This is a genomic window from Vibrio sp. CB1-14 (assembly GCF_040412085.2).
Classification (GTDB): domain Bacteria; phylum Pseudomonadota; class Gammaproteobacteria; order Enterobacterales; family Vibrionaceae; genus Vibrio; species Vibrio chaetopteri.
The window spans coordinates 831,932-846,924 of record NZ_CP115921.1 but is presented as its reverse complement, the minus strand read 5'-3'; the positions used below and the strand labels follow the sequence as shown (position 1 = coordinate 846,924).

15 protein-coding genes are annotated in these 14,993 nt (G+C 46.9%); 9 read left to right on the top strand and 6 right to left on the bottom strand.

Annotated elements, in window-relative coordinates; genetic code table 11:
• Nucleotides 1-35: 35 nt before the first annotated feature.
• Together PG915_RS19770 and PG915_RS19765 are read left to right on the top strand one after the other, a co-directional pair.
• Nucleotides 36-881 carry a phytanoyl-CoA dioxygenase family protein gene (locus tag PG915_RS19770; RefSeq protein WP_353500108.1) on the top strand — a complete coding sequence of 282 codons (846 nt, stop codon included), beginning with the start codon at nucleotides 36-38 and terminating at the stop codon, nucleotides 879-881.
• A 168-nt stretch (nucleotides 882-1,049) separates the two neighbouring features.
• Nucleotides 1,050-1,634, top strand: a complete 585-nt coding sequence (locus PG915_RS19765) for an NAD(P)H-dependent oxidoreductase (protein ID WP_353500107.1) — start codon at nucleotides 1,050-1,052, stop codon at nucleotides 1,632-1,634.
• A gap of 71 nt (nucleotides 1,635-1,705) precedes the next feature.
• Here the strand turns inward: PG915_RS19765 and PG915_RS19760 are convergent, their stop codons facing one another.
• Nucleotides 1,706-2,473: a helix-turn-helix domain-containing protein gene (locus tag PG915_RS19760; protein ID WP_353500106.1), complete on the bottom strand. Its 768-nt coding sequence runs from the start codon at nucleotides 2,471-2,473 to the stop codon at nucleotides 1,706-1,708.
• A 164-nt stretch (nucleotides 2,474-2,637) separates the two neighbouring features.
• On the opposite strand from PG915_RS19760, the gene PG915_RS19755 reads away from it, so the two are divergent.
• A complete protein-coding gene (locus tag PG915_RS19755; protein ID WP_353500105.1) occupies nucleotides 2,638-3,897 on the top strand; it encodes an MFS transporter in 1,260 nt (419 codons plus the stop codon).
• Between the two features lie 20 nt (nucleotides 3,898-3,917).
• Here PG915_RS19755 and PG915_RS19750 read toward each other — a convergent pair whose 3' ends face one another.
• The gene (locus PG915_RS19750; protein ID WP_353500104.1) at nucleotides 3,918-4,895 is read right to left on the bottom strand and encodes a hypothetical protein; all 978 of its coding nucleotides are present in this window, start codon (nucleotides 4,893-4,895) and stop codon (nucleotides 3,918-3,920) included.
• 111 nt (nucleotides 4,896-5,006) lie between these two features.
• Complete coding sequence (locus PG915_RS19745; protein ID WP_353500103.1) at nucleotides 5,007-5,948, bottom strand: helix-turn-helix domain-containing protein; 942 nt, start codon at nucleotides 5,946-5,948, stop codon at nucleotides 5,007-5,009.
• Nucleotides 5,949-6,143: 195 nt separating this feature from the next.
• Between PG915_RS19745 and PG915_RS19740 the strand changes: the two genes are divergently transcribed.
• From PG915_RS19740 to eat, 3 genes are read left to right on the top strand one after another with little or no spacing between them, the layout of a single operon-like run.
• Nucleotides 6,144-7,553 (top strand): ethanolamine ammonia-lyase subunit EutB, encoded by a 1,410-nt coding sequence (locus PG915_RS19740; protein ID WP_353500102.1) that lies wholly within the window; start codon nucleotides 6,144-6,146, stop codon nucleotides 7,551-7,553.
• 10 nt (nucleotides 7,554-7,563) lie between these two features.
• Nucleotides 7,564-8,430 (top strand): ethanolamine ammonia-lyase subunit EutC, encoded by an 867-nt coding sequence (eutC, locus tag PG915_RS19735; RefSeq protein ID WP_353500101.1) that lies wholly within the window; start codon nucleotides 7,564-7,566, stop codon nucleotides 8,428-8,430.
• 11 nt (nucleotides 8,431-8,441) lie between these two features.
• Nucleotides 8,442-9,842, top strand: coding sequence for an ethanolamine permease (gene eat / locus PG915_RS19730; RefSeq protein ID WP_353500100.1), 1,401 nt, complete (start codon nucleotides 8,442-8,444; stop codon nucleotides 9,840-9,842).
• Nucleotides 9,843-9,906: 64 nt separating this feature from the next.
• On the opposite strand, the gene PG915_RS19725 is transcribed toward eat, so the two are convergent.
• The gene (locus PG915_RS19725) at nucleotides 9,907-10,551 is read right to left on the bottom strand and encodes a DsbA family oxidoreductase (RefSeq protein ID WP_353500099.1); all 645 of its coding nucleotides are present in this window, start codon (nucleotides 10,549-10,551) and stop codon (nucleotides 9,907-9,909) included.
• Nucleotides 10,552-10,667: 116 nt separating this feature from the next.
• Here PG915_RS19725 and PG915_RS19720 point away from each other — a divergent pair, with 116 nt between their 5' ends.
• On the top strand, nucleotides 10,668-11,036 hold the full coding sequence (locus tag PG915_RS19720; protein ID WP_353500098.1) for a winged helix-turn-helix transcriptional regulator: 369 nt from the start codon (nucleotides 10,668-10,670) through the stop codon (nucleotides 11,034-11,036).
• A gap of 66 nt (nucleotides 11,037-11,102) precedes the next feature.
• Here the strand turns inward: PG915_RS19720 and PG915_RS19715 are convergent, their stop codons facing one another.
• Nucleotides 11,103-11,648, bottom strand: a complete 546-nt coding sequence (locus PG915_RS19715; RefSeq protein WP_353500097.1) for a peroxiredoxin family protein — start codon at nucleotides 11,646-11,648, stop codon at nucleotides 11,103-11,105.
• 225 nt (nucleotides 11,649-11,873) lie between these two features.
• Here PG915_RS19715 and PG915_RS19710 point away from each other — a divergent pair, with 225 nt between their 5' ends.
• On the top strand, nucleotides 11,874-13,055 hold the full coding sequence (locus tag PG915_RS19710) for an MFS transporter (protein ID WP_353500096.1): 1,182 nt from the start codon (nucleotides 11,874-11,876) through the stop codon (nucleotides 13,053-13,055).
• Between the two features lie 246 nt (nucleotides 13,056-13,301).
• A complete protein-coding gene (locus PG915_RS19705; RefSeq protein ID WP_353500095.1) occupies nucleotides 13,302-14,075 on the top strand; it encodes a DeoR/GlpR family DNA-binding transcription regulator in 774 nt (257 codons plus the stop codon).
• Nucleotides 14,076-14,158: 83 nt separating this feature from the next.
• On the opposite strand, the gene PG915_RS19700 is transcribed toward PG915_RS19705, so the two are convergent.
• Nucleotides 14,159-14,947: a DeoR/GlpR family DNA-binding transcription regulator gene (locus PG915_RS19700; protein WP_353500094.1), complete on the bottom strand. Its 789-nt coding sequence runs from the start codon at nucleotides 14,945-14,947 to the stop codon at nucleotides 14,159-14,161.
• Nucleotides 14,948-14,993: the final 46 nt, after the last annotated feature.

Below are 14,993 nucleotides of genomic sequence, written 5' to 3'. Positions count from 1 at the left end.
AAGCTGCTTTTTTTACGCACTAAAGGACTATCACAGTGACCATTTCAAGCAAACAAGTAGCAACCTTCGACGAGCGCGGTTATTTGGTGCTAAAAAATGCCATTCCTACGTCACTGCTTCGAGACTTACGTCAGTCTTACGACACTTTGCAGCAACAGCTACTGGAGAATGCGCAATTTGATGGCTTGGTGAACAACGTTGCCACTCTCCATCAAGGCGACCAAAATTTTATCACCAGAATAAACAACTTGTTTTCTTTCGATACACCTACCTTCGTTCAGCTACTTGGGCTTCCAGCTCTGCAACAAACAGTACAAACCCTAGTTGAAGGTGAGGCCATTCCTATCTACGAATCACTGCTCATCAAACACAAAGGTGATAACCAGAACATTAATTGGCACAGAGACATGAATTACCAAAGAGAGTCTCGAATCTTTACTGTTGGTCTGTACCTCGATGACTCCAAACATCAACAAGGTGCATTGCAAGTCATCCCACACTCGCATCTGAGCTCGGATTCCGTTTGTGAAATCACGCGTCGTTGGCAACAAAACGACATAGCAAGTACCGAAGTCACAGCCAAAGCCGGTGACATCGTCATTCACGACGTTATGCTTTTGCATCGCTCATCCCCCCTTACCGAACAAACACAACGCCGCACCGTTTACTTTGAATTTCGCTCCCTTGCGCACTCCCAAGCCAACCCACTTTTCTCCGCATCGTGGATACAACAACGCCAAGCGCTAAACCGTTACGCTTGCCAGCTTTGGAGTCACTCGCCAACCTCAACAATAGATAGTAAGCGCAAATTACAAGACCTCTATAAACAGCAAGTACGTTATGAATCTGCAGAATACTGCTTTGCGCCACCGTTAGACTAAACAGTCACCAAACTCAGGAACGCCCGCCGTTTTCAGATAGCGCCATTGGCACTATTTTTAGGTTACTAAAAGTATACTAATTGCAAACAAACTCCAGGTTACTTTAATATACCACCAAGGCGTTAGGGGCAGTTCCCAAGCCGTAGTGAGATTTAGAGGTCAACACCCATGAGCAATGTACTTATTATCAATGCATACCAGCCTTATCCATTCTCTGAGGGCAAACTTAACGCCACTCTGGTCGACAAAGCGGTCACGCTATTGGAGGCGAAAAGCCACCAGACTCGCGTAGTGACGATGCAAGAAGAAATTGATGTACCGGCACAATTGGAGAACTTCAAATGGGCAGTTCGAGTGATCGTTCAGTCACCAGTGAACTGGATGACCGTACCTTGGAGCTTTAAAAAGTACATGGACGACGTGTTTACTGCGGGTATGGGTGGTGACTTGTGTTTGTTTGATGGTCGCTCAGAAGCTGAGCCTAAGAAGAACTACGGCACAGGTGGCACGCAAACTAATTCTAAGTACATGCTGTCATTAACGTTCAACGCACCGGAAGAGTCGTTCAATGATGAGTCTGAATACCTTTTCCAAGGTAAAAGTGTTGATGACCTCATGTTCCACATGCACGCCAACTTCCGCTTCTTTGGTATGAAAGCCATGCCAACCTTTGCGGCTTATGACGTGATGAAAAATGGCGATATCGACAAGGACTTTGCTCGATTTGAAGAGCACCTGAATCAGCACCTCTAAAGACGCAGCCCCTCAGGCTCTTCACCTTTCTGAGTCAAACCAGCCGCTGTCTATCTAATCGAACAAGCTCTTTACGACTGTGATAGGTTAGGTATCAGCGGCAACTCATCATGAAACGCCCCTTGTGCGCCCATAAAACCAAACGTGTAAGGACGCACATTAAGTCCTTTTCTTGACTGCTGATTTTGGCTATCGCCAAGCAATGTGAACATCCAGTCTTCCAGCTTTTTGTTGATTGCTGCAAACTCTTCGTGTGTCAGCTCCGCTTTTACCATTGTCAAAAAAGCCTGATCATCATTGGCAGGCAAGTTAATCACTCGTTGTTGAAGTCGATTCAGAACTTGGCTGGTGAAAAACACCGGATACTTAGCGCCTTGCTCAAATGCAGTATGGGTAGGTACGTTGAGATTAGGGCTGCCGTGGATATCCAAAGTGACCAAACCAACGTCTTCAAGCATTCGAAGATAACGATACAGCGACGCTGATGTCAGTTGATGCCTGTCTTGAATCTCATTTAGGCTTCGGTTCTCTGTTAATTCTGTCCATAGAGTGAACAGTGGTGGGTAGTTAAAAAATGCCAAGTCTTGCTCTTTAGTAAACAACGGAATGCGCGATAGATTCTTTTCAGCCTTCGCGATGAGCTTTGATAGCGGCATATCTAGATTCTCAGAAATGGCAATCAAACGCTCCACCGACAAGGACTGGTGACTATTCAGCATTCGTTTCACGCTCACTTCCGAGACACCTAAACGCTCCCCCAAAACTCGGTAAGGCAGTTTACTTCGCTTAAGTTCCGCTTTGATTAGTGCACACACTTCCTGTGCTAGTCGGCTTTCCATGATTGCCTGATCCTCGGCTCATATAAAGACCCCTAAAGTATCACATCAATAACCTTTACATGAACTATTAGCCAAAGAGTCCACTATTGCGATACCTATTTAGCCACAGGGATCTCAAATCGAAGTTTATTTGTACAGAGAAAGTCAAACAAAAGGAACATGCTGTGACAAAGGAAATCCTCACACGACACTATGCCATTCATCAAGCTTGCCACTGGGCGGTCGTCGGTATGCTGGTTCCTGTGCTCATTCTGATATTTCAGTTTCATGGATTGACTCTGAAAGAAGTCGGTATTGTGATGGCGGTTTGGGTTGGAGCAACGGCAGTACTAGAGATCCCTTTAGGTAGCCTTGCAGATAAATATGGGCGAAAACTCACCTATCTATTGTCGTTACTTCTCAACCTTGTCGGAGCGATCAGTCTTTACTTCGCAGCTAACATCCAAACCTTTTGCTTAACCGCGATAATTTTAGGTGCGGCTCGAGCCGTCTACTCCGGTACCCTTGACGCTTGGTTTTATGACTATTTTCAGGCTTCATCAGGAACAAAGACCTTTCACAGCGCATCGGCCATCGTCAATCTAATGACAACGCTCGGGCTTGCTATTGGCGCCTATCTAGGCGGGCTTTTGCCAAATATAGGTATAGCTGTTCTTCATAGCGCTAACAGTCCATACGACCTCAATATTGTCGCCACTCTAATCGGCAATATTGGGCTCATCATTCTGACCGCACTGCTCATCAAAGACCCGTCAAAGACAAAGCACTCTCATCCAGACACCACAATTGAAGCAAACCAAATCGTTAGCGCTGCAATTCACAACGCTCTGAAAAACACTCAATTAAGGCGATTGCTTCAAACCGCATGTATCTACGGAATGGTGCTAATCAGTTTGGAAAATTTTTGGCAGCCTTTTTTAGCTGCACTCTTAGAGTCTAACGGTGAGGGAGCGGATACCCGCTTATTTGGAGGCATCGCGGCCGGTTATCTCGCTGTGGCGGCACTGTCATCACTCGCCGCCGTGAGCATATTAAGGCTTTTGAAAGGCTCTCACCTTAGGCTGTTGATGGCAAGCCGAGCCTTATCGGGATCCCTACTTATCATACTGTCCCAAACAGCAAGTATCAGCACCTTTGCTACCTATTACCTGCTGTTCTTCTTTTGGTTCACAATAGGAAGCAGTTCAGAAAAAGTGTTACTTAACACCAGTACAGCCTCTCAGCATCGCTCAACAATGATTTCTATTCACTCATTCGTTGTCACTGGAGGCGCAGTGTTAAGCTCACTTCTACTTAGTTATATCGCAGAACGTTGGGGAGTCAGCAGCGCTTGGCTCTTATGTGGCGTGATACTCACTGCGACATCGACATTGTTCAGGGAGCACCGCACTACGACAAATGAGATAAAAACTGTGGCCGACTGAATACGCCATATACCACCAAACTATCTCACTACATATCGAAGTAAAACTTCGTTATCGAGCACTACATTGGTAGACCAAATGAAGTTCGCTCCCTCTCCACTGAACTTTTCAATGAAATTCATGTACGACTTCTTGTTGTTTACACCAATTTCATTTTCTGAATATTGTGTCGCTTGCGGCCATGAGTTTGAATCAAACTCGGGTTCCATCCAGTTGCTCGGTACTTCCCAGTGAGCGGCATAAGCATTTTCACCATTATCTGTGCCATCGGTCGTGCAATTAGTCGAAAGACGCTTTCCTTCAACTTCACTCAAACAGGCCAAATCATAGATTGGAGAGGTATAAAACGTTTGCGCCTGCCAGTCAGAATTTGTCACGGTGCCATCGCTAAAGCTCGCGATAAAACCACCATCTCCCGGATGAAATGCCTTACCGCGGTTGTTTTCTGTCCCTAAACCAAGGTTCTCTTCCCAATCAATGACTTTTACAGCAATCGTGTATGGCTTGTTTACCTTAAACTTTACGATACTAGAGTTAAACGGGGTGAACGGCACCGAATCTACCGCGACGAGTTGGCCATTAATGTATAACTCAAAGTAGTTGTCGGCGAATATATAGCCTGTCACTTCTTGTCCGTCGGCATCGATAACGACCACAGGCACAAGATCTTCATCTACGTCCGCAATACCATTAGGGGTAATTTTGGCGCACTCTTCATACAAGTCGACCGCTTTTGTTGCAGAGCCAAATTGGTTTTCTGCGGGAACTGTCCAAGTCTTGCCTTTAGAGTCGGTAATCTCACCAACACCTGCAACACGGCTTCTACCATTTTTGCACTCAAAAAGATTGGCTTCCACAGTTGCTGCAAGACCTTGAGTGATACTGGCCGATCCTTCGTAATCATTAAGCTTCTCACTTGCAAAAACCTCTGAGTTCAAAGAGCAGCCAGTCAAGATGATGGCGATTATATGAAGATATTGATTGTTTATAGTGATCATCAGTAAGCATCCAGTAGCTAGCAGATTGCTTAAGTGTAGTTTTTAATGGCTCTTGTTCCATCAACAAACAAAAGGGAATCATCGATTAACAGAGTGTGTTCGATATTTCGGCTAAACCGATGCTTGAGCGAGCGTCGCAGAAGGACTCTCACCAAACAGCTTTTTGTAGTTACCGGCAAAAAGCCCTAAGTGAAAGAAGCCATGCTTGAACGCGATATCATAGACGGAATGTTCGCCGTCACTAGTGAGTAAAGCCCTGCGAGCTTGGTTCAACCTAACTCGCAACAGAAATTGGTGGGGCGACATGCCACAACAAGAGTGAAACGTGTTTTGCAACGTTCGACGACTCACATGTACGGCACTGCAAAGCTCGCTGATGGTCATTGGATGAGACCAATCACGACTCTCTAATGTTTGCTTCACCCGCTTCATGACTTTGGCACGTTGATACAAAGGCTCCATTGAATCGTTGCCACCGCTAGACGAGTCAATAACATCCGCGACAAAATCCAAAAGTAATGATTCATGTGTATCGCAAGACCAACGCACCGGTTGATTCGATAGTAATATCGATAGATAGGCTTTCAATTGATAAGCATGAGGCGTCGATACCACTTGGTTGAGCATTGCCAAACTGTCTATCTCGATATCCATCTGGTCGAGAATAGAGCCTAAAGCTTGCTGGTCCAGCACCACGCCGTAAATAGAAAAGTCTTCCGGCGTAACCAGTTCAAAGTCCAGTCCGCTCGCACGAAGCAACATATCGTCAGCGCCTTTCTGGTGATGATTGAGATAAAGAGACTTATCGGTCGCACTTAACCCCAACCACAACCCACCTTTAGTGACTTGGCAATCCTGCCTTAAACCGCGATTGCTCTCTTCACGAAACACATGAACATTGGAAAAACAACGCTCAATAATTCGTCCATGATACCCACCGTCGGTGATCTGATCATAAGCCTGAATCCAATTCAACAGGTTGTCTGCTTGTTGATTTGCATCATTAGAGGGACGGATGCACAACTCTGGCGCAAACTTGCAAATTTCATCCATCACTACTACTCCTTCTAAAGAGATTTTCGGCGCCCAACTATGGAGCAGGAGCCCTATAAGGCATTGTTTATTAACACATTTAACAATTGCCACTTTTTGACAAGCATATGGAACGCTATTCGCAAGTTGATTAATTAGCTGCGCTGCACGTTCAACAAAAAATGCAGCAAGAATCGAACCATTGAAGGAGTCGTCATGACAGCGACGTATCGTCGACAACCCTATCGTCGACAACAGGGAAACCATGTATTTACGTTTAGTTCACTTGCGGAACTAATGGCAAAAGCGACCCCAGAACGCTCTGGAGATGCCTTAGCTGGAGTGTGTGCAGAATCTGCTGCAGAACGCGTAGTGGCACAGATGACGCTTGCGGATTTGCCGCTCAAAACGTTTCTCAATGACGTCGTGATCCCCTACGAGAATGATGAAATTACCCGACTGATCATTGATAGCCATGACAAACAAGCCTTCTCACTCATCGAGCACCTCACGATAGGTGACTTTAGAAACTGGCTACTTAGCGATCAGGCTGACTCGGAAACACTAGCACAAATAAGGCCGGGGCTTACGCCAGAAATGGTGGCGGCGGTGAGCAAAATCATGCGCAATCAAGATCTCATCTTGGTGGCTAAGAAGTGTCAGGTTGTGACTGCTTTTCGAAATACCATTGGACTGCCGAGCCGCCTTTCCACTCGCCTTCAGCCTAATCATCCTACAGATTCACTCAATGGCATCGCAGCGAGTATTTTCGATGGCCTGATGTACGGCAATGGAGACGCCGTCATTGGCATCAATCCGGCAACGGATAATGTTCCTCAGGCGATAAAGCTCACGCAGCTTATGGATGAGGTCATCCAGCAATATCAGATACCGACTCAGTCGTGCGTTTTAACTCATGTCACCAATACCATCGAAGCCATTGAGCTAGGAGCGCCTGTCGATTTAGTGTTTCAGTCGATTGGCGGAACCCAAGGCACCAATGACACGTTCGGCATCAATCTTTCTATTTTGGAACAAGCGCAGCAGGCCGCGCTATCACTCAAACGCGGCACGGTTGGTAACAACGTCATGTATTTCGAAACAGGTCAGGGTACCGCGCTGTCTGCTAACGCTTTTCATGGTGTTGATCAGCAAACGTGTGAAGCGAGAGCCTATGCGGTGGCACGCCAATTTGACCCTTTGCTAGTCAACACCGTTGTCGGCTTTATCGGCCCGGAATACCTGTTTGATGGTAAGCAAATTATTAGGGCGGGGTTGGAAGATCATTTCTGCGGAAAACTGCTGGGGTTACCGATGGGCTGTGACATTTGCTACACCAACCATGCCTATGCCGATCAGAATGACATGGACAATCTGCTCACTTTACTCGGCGTCGCCGAATGCTCCTTCATTATGGGGATTCCTGGCTCTGACGACATCATGCTTAACTATCAAACCACATCATTCCACGATGCTCTCTACGCTCGAAAAGTGCTTGGCTTACGACCTGCCCCCGAATTCGAGCAGTGGCTGGTAGAAACGCAGATTTTTAACGATGTCGATAAGGTACGTTTAAACGACCAACTCGCCTCTCCCTTCTCCAAAGCCATAAAACAGGTCAGCTAAGGAAAGTGACATGACAAAGGTAGTCAACATTAACAAAGCATCAAACTCTGTAGTGACCAGTCCTTGGCAACAACTGCGTAGTTTGACCTCAGCACGAATCGCACTAGGCAGAACTGGTAACAGCATTCCGACCGACGCTCTCTTGTCGTTTCAGCTTGATCACGCCCAAGCGATGGATGCAGTGCACTGCGCACTAGATACCCAAGCCTTAAAAATCGAGCTTGAACAGTTACCAATGCTTCAGTCCGTTGCGTCAGGTGAAGTTCAAGTTGTCGAAAGCAAAATAACCGATCGCTTAATGTACCTTCAAAGACCCGATTTAGGTCGACAGCTCAGTGACGCGTCTTGGGCACAACTGAAAAAACAGGCGTCCACCTCTCAAACCCAACCCGATCTCGCTATCGTCATCGCCGACGGATTGTCATCAACGGCGATACAAAATCACGCGGCTCCCTTTTTAGAGCGACTTCTTCAAAAACTGGATAAAAGCAAATCATGGCACCTTGCACCTATTACGATCGTTAAGCAAGGGAGAGTCGCCATTGCCGATGATGTTGCTGAATGCCTTAACGCTCGTATGGCGCTGATATTGATCGGCGAAAGACCTGGATTATCCTCCCCAGATAGCATGGGTTTATACCTAACTTGGGGCGCAAGGCGAGGCACAAAAGACTCTGAACGAAACTGTATCTCAAATGTCAGGCCTGACGGCTTGAGTTACGACGACGCTTGCCAGCGAACCCTGTACCTACTTGAAGAAGCCAGGCGATTGCACCTATCTGGTGTCGATCTCAAAGACCGCTCTGAGATTGACGATGAAAGCAGTTCAACACTGAATCAAACTAGCTCCAACAACTTTCTTATCAACCGTTTGTAGAAGGATTTACTATGACAAAACATCAGGAGTACCTGTCTAAAAGACAGTTAAAAAAAGGCACCGCAGGGTGGATTTTACTTGCCGGCCTTGGGGTCTCTTACGTTATTTCTGGCGACTTCGCTGGCTGGAACTTTGGCATCGCGCAAGCCGGCTGGGCTGGATTTCTTATTGCCGCCATTGCCATGGCCGTCATGTACATTACTCTGGTGCTATCACTCGCCGAGATGTCCGCAGCCATTCCTGCCGCTGGCGGGGGATACAGTTTCGCAAGACAAGCCATGGGGCCAACCGGAGGATTTGTCACTGGGCTGGCGGTTTTGATCGAGTATGCACTAGCGCCAGCTGCCATCGTCATCTTCATTGGCTCGGCGGTGAATGAACTGATTGGTATTGATGGTCCTGTCGTTTATGCCCTGTTTTATGCGGCGTTTATTGGCATTCATCTGTTTGGTGTCGGCGAGGCGTTAAAAGTTATGATGGTGATCAGCGGTCTGGCGGTTTTGGCTATCATCCTAACCGCGGTTGCGCTCATAGGTCACTTTGATGCCAGTAACCTATTTGACATCGCACCAGCCACTGCTGAAGCAACTGAACTCCTACCTTTTGGTTGGTATGGTGTTTGGGCGGCACTCCCCTTTGCAATGTGGCTATTCTTAGCCGTTGAAGGAGTACCTCTCGCCGCAGAAGAAGCCAAAGACCCAGCGAAAGATGTACCAAAAGGTATTATTGGCGCGATGATTTTCTTACTCGTGACTGCAGCATTAGTCGTCTTTCTACTTGCAGGCGCAGCCGGCTCAGAGCTGATTGGCGCGAGTGCAGTACCGTTGGTCGATGCGCTAAAAGTGACGAACAACCCAACGATTGCAACTTTAGTCAACATGCTCGGACTTGCTGGCCTTATCGCTTCGTTCTTCTCGATTGTTTACGGCTACAGCCGCTTGGTTTTTGCACTCTCGAGAGCCGGGTACCTGCCGAAAAGCTTATCTTTAACCAGTAAAAACAAAGTGCCATCTCGCGCTTTAATTGTCCCGGGCATTTTTGGATTTGCTGTGTCGCTTACTGGCGAGGGAGACTTGATTTTGGCCATGGCCGTTGTCGGCGCCACAGTGTCCTATGCCTTAATGTCTCTTAGCCACATCCTACTGAGAGTGAAACAGCCTGAACTTGCGCGTCCGTATCGCACTCCAGGCGGGATTGTCACCTCTGCGATTTCACTCATTTTATCGCTAGTCGCACTTACAGGTGTGTATGCCTTTGACCCATCGGCGTTCTATATGACATTTGGACTGTTTGTCATTGGTGGGGTTTACTATGGGCTATATAGCCGCAACAACCTGGTGGCCTCTAGCGCTGAAGAAGAATTTGCGATGCTGTCAGTCGCAGAGCAGGAACTCAATACTGATGTAGGTTAATGTCAAAAAGGGTCAGACATCGCATCCGCAATGCCTGACCCTTTCAGTTCATTTAGCCCGCTACTTATTGAGCAAGCAACTCTTGCAATACCTGCCTATACACCTCTACCGGCTGCGCCCCTGTCAATGCACTTTGACGATTAAACACCACCGTTGGCACCGAACTGATTCCCAAATTCTTCCAAGTATCTTCCGCTTGCTGGACTTCAAGGCGTGCACTTGGCTCATCAAGACGCGCAATTGCACTTCCACTGTCTAGCCCCACCGCAGCAAGTTCATTCGCCAGCACGTCACGATTGCTGATATCTTTTCCCTCTCCGAAGAACGCACTGAACAGGCGGAGTTTCAAGTCTGTTTGTTTACCTTGCTCTTTCGCATATTCAAGCAAAATATGCGCCTCAAAGGTGTTGAGCATTCTCATCTCATCGCTGTAGTCAAAGGTGAACCCAACCTCTTGACCTAACTGGGTCAGTTGCTCGCGAGCGCGAATGCTGTCTTCTTTCGTTGTTCCATATTTTTCTGCTAAGTGCTCTCGCAGGTTTTGACCTTCCAATGGCATATGGGGATTGAGTTCAAACGGCTGCCATTCAAGTTCGATACGATCCTCAATACCCAGCTCTCGAATCGCTTGTTCCAAGCGCTTGTAGCCGATAATGCACCATGGGCACACCACGTCCGATACTACATCCAATTTGATTGTTTGGCTCATAATGACTTTCTCTTTGTTGATGCTTTCTTTTATTGAAATTTTAGTGACTAGGTATATTATGGTGACCTAAATATCTGTTTCAACCAGTTACCATTTGGTGACCTAGGAGCTCTATCATGGAAAGCCAGATCAAAGTTGATAATCGTGGCCGAAAGTCTGTTAAAAATGCCTGTTCAGAGCCCTGTGCAATAGAGAAAGGCATGCGCCTGATTGGTGGGAAGTGGAAAGGCTCGATTATTTATCATCTCAAAGATGGCCCGGTGCGCTTTAATGACCTAACGCGCCTTTTAGGTGGTGCCAGTAAGAAAATGGTCGACCAGAGACTGAAAGAGCTTGAACTCGAAGGCATGGTAGACCGTAAGGTCATCAGTGACAGGCCCATTGCCGTAAGCTACGAGCTGACTGAGTTTGGCCGCACTGCGCTGAAAATACTTGATGATCTACGCGTATGGTCTGAGACCTACGACATTCAAATCCGCTCGTAATACAAACACCTGAACCACAAAGGGGAGCATGATGCTCCCCTTTGCTTCATCTCTCGTACAGGGAAATTAGTAATCTAGCGTTCCACGAATTGGATAGTGGTTATTCGGGTCTCGGATCCAAGCGAGGCCGCGAGATAACGCGCCTAATTCTGGCCTAACAAACGGGTTGTTTGAGATATCGACGACATGTAAGTTACCGTGTTCATTCACCACAAAAAGCCCAGGCTCTGCAAAATTGTGGTCAGTTTCCTGCTCTGAGCGAGGCAATGAAATATAGACGCCAAGCTGCTTCATTTGCTCTTCCGTCACACCATAAGCCAGTGGGAAGCTCACATCGAGCTTTTCTAAATGCTGTTCTAGCTGCGCTTTCGAATCTCCTGACACTGCCAGAATATCTACACCCGCATCTGCAAATGCCTGTTTGTAAGACTCCAGCTCATTGAGGTATTTCGTACACAAAGGGCAGTGTTTGCCGCGATAAACGAATACCGCTTGCCACGTTAAACCGCCTTGGGGCTCTCCAAGAGTTACCGATGTACCATCCAAGAAGGTCGCTCGTAGTGATGGAAACGCATCGCCCGCTTTAAGTTTTACCGATGTAGACTTACTCACTCCTTAGCACACATTGTCTGATCGCTTTAGATTGTGGGTCGAGTTCTCTATAACTTCAAGTAGTTAACTTTTAGTAACCTCACCTGAACCACCTTTGCAAAACTGGCAAAAATCATTTGTAACAACTGCTGTTTTTTACAATTCAACTTTCTTCAATAATGCGCTTAACAAAACGAAAGCAGTTCACGTCTTTAATCAGCAACTGCAAATTATTGGAGAAATACAATGCCTATTGCACTTTTTGCATTAACTCTCAGTGCCTTTGCCATCGGCACAACAGAGTTCGTTATTGTTGGGTTAATACCAACTATGGCCGCTGATCTGGGCGTATCACTGCCTTCAGCAGGTTTATTAGTCAGCTTATACGCGCTTGGTGTTGCTGTTGGTGCACCCGTGCTCACTGCTTTAACCGGTAACTGGAAGCGTAAATATGTTTTGCTTGCTGTGATGAGTTTGTTTGTTGCGGGTAATCTCTTAGCTTGGCAAGCGCCTGGCTACAATACACTTGTTCTAGCGCGCATACTGACAGGTCTTGCTCACGGCGTGTTCTTCTCGATTGGGTCGACCATTGCAACCGGACTAGTTTCGAAACAGAAAGCAGCCAGTGCGATTGCGATCATGTTTACCGGTCTCACCGTGGCACTTGTCACTGGCGTGCCTCTTGGTACCTACATTGGACAAACTTTTGGCTGGCAAACTACTTTCTTGGTGGTGGCTGTATTGGGTCTCATCGCGCTGATTGGCAGTGCATTCCTAGTACCAAATAATCTTAAGCAACCACCGGCAGCAAAACTCTCTGCTCAGCTCAAGGTATTGGCGCAACCACGCTTGTTGCTTGTCTATGCGATCACCGCCCTCGGCTATGGCGGCACCTTCACCGCTTTCACTTATCTAGCCCCTATCTTGGAGCAGGTGTCAGGTTTTGAATCGAGTGCAGTGAGCCTAATCATGTTGGTGTACGGCGTATCCGTTGCTGTGGGCAACATCTGGGGTGGCAAGATGGCGGACTCTATGGGGCCAATCAAGGCGCTGACCATTATCTTTGCCGGCTTGGCGGGCATTCTATTGGTATTTAACTTTACCGCAGTAAACCCGATTGCCGCTGTTATCACTATTCTAGTTTGGGGTGCCTTTGCCTTCGGTAATGTCCCAGGCTTACAAGTTTACGTGGTAAAACTTGCCGAGAAATATGCACCTGATGGTATCGACGTCGCTTCAGGCCTAAATATCGCAGCCTTCAACGTTGGCATTGCCCTTGGCTCTTGGGGTGGTGGTCACATCGTCGCAAAAGCAGGACTCATGCATACCCCTTGGGTTGGCGCAGCGATTGTGATCCTAGCTTTGTTACTCACTCGATTAAGTGGCGCACTGGACAACAAGTCTATCGCGCACCTCAAAACAGCATAACGTTCAATCTAAATATACAGTTAGAAATCTCGAAAGCAGTCGCAAATCGACCATACGACTTTTCTAACTGAACTTTCGAATGGAGTTCGGTAAAAAAGTAGGAAAACACCGAGAATACGATCTAAGCTTCGACTTTTTATTTACTTTTTAATCAATACGCTGTTAGTACATAAGTGGTATACAAAAATAATAACAAGGTTATACTATCGAAATTGAAAGAATACGAAAGAATATAAAGGAGTTGTGATGAATCAGCTAGAACGTAGAGAGACTATCCTTCAGTCATTGAACGAGCATGGTCAGGTGCTTGTCAAAGACATGGCCGTCACACTTAATACGTCTGAGGTTACCTTACGTGCTGATTTGAAAGCTCTAGAGCAAGAAGGCAAGCTTAAGCGCTTCTTTGGCGGAGCACAATCCATCAAACATCTGCCGTTATCGCAAATCGATAACGAAGTACAAATTGACCGTCGTTATGAAATCAATGGCGCGTCAAAACACAAAATCGCCGAAGCCGCAGCGGCAATGATTGCCCCATCAGACACCGTCATTCTCGATAGCGGCAGCACCACACACCTTGTGGCCGAGCAACTTGCCGTTCGCGGTGGCAACACCATCATTACCAATAACCTGGCGGCTTGCGTATCTCTTATGGATGCAGAAAATACCACTCTGGTTGTCATCGGCGGTACGTACCGCAACAAAACCAAATCTTTGCACGGCTTTCGTGCTGAACAATGCTTAGATGGTGTTCAGGCCGACATATTAGTCGTAGGGGCTGATGGTCTTGATCCTGAAAAAGGGATTACAACATTCAACGAGGGCTACGCAATTACTGATGTCATGGCAAAGTGCGTCAAGAAAGTAATTGCGGTTGTCGACTCAACAAAACTCGGTCGAATCGGGTTCAATCAGGTACTGGATATCGCACGTATTGATGTGCTTGTGATTGATGAAGGTATTAGCTCAGAAGATAAAACTCGATTTGAGCAGTGTGGTGTCCAAGTCGTTGTAGTATAAAGCTTACTATTGTTTTATTTAGGCAATGGCCCTATAGATTTGCTCCATAGGGCTTGCTATCTCATCGTCTAAAATAGCATGCACTAAACGGCAACAACGTGGATGCCTTGAGAACGGAATCGCGCCATATCCTCACTCGAAATGCCGCTATCGGTAATCAGCATGTCTATCTGCTCAGGCAACAGCACTTGATTAAAACCAGAGCGCGATAGTTTAGAAGAGTCCGCTAAAATCACCACCGTTTTAGCACACTTCGCCATCGTTTGTGTGACGTTATAGCCTTCATTGAACGTCGTCACTCCTTTCTTTGGGTCTAGGCCATCCGCGCCAATAAACGCGATATCCGCGTACACACCGTCAAAAAACTCTTCCGCTTTGTGTCCATGGATCGACTGAGAGACATTACGATATACACCGCCACTAATCGCGAGCGTAATAGAGCCAATCCCGGCCAATGTGGAAGCAGCGGCTAGATTGTTGGTGATCACCGTGACATTGCCAGTATCTGCCAGTGCCTGAGCAAGCAGGTGGGTAGTACTGCCACTATCGATAATGATGGTCGAGTTGGACACGACTAACTCAGCCGCTTTTGCAGCAATTTTTCGCTTGGCTTCATCATTAATCTGGTAACGCTGATTAACGGCAAGCTCGCGGTCTAAACCATTTTGAGAGGCGACAGGCATTCTCATCAAGGCCGGCAAAGCCGCTCCACCAAAAAAACGCTCGAGTTTTCCTTCTTTTTCGAGACTAGTGAGGTCATTTCTGACCGTGACATGAGACGTATTCAACTCTTCTGCGAGGGCTTTCACCTCAACCGTCCCTTGTGCACAGAGTAAATCCAGTATCTTCTTTCTTCTTAAAGTGACATTCATAGGACCCATCCTTAACACTCAACAACAAACGAAGCGCCTAAGCGCT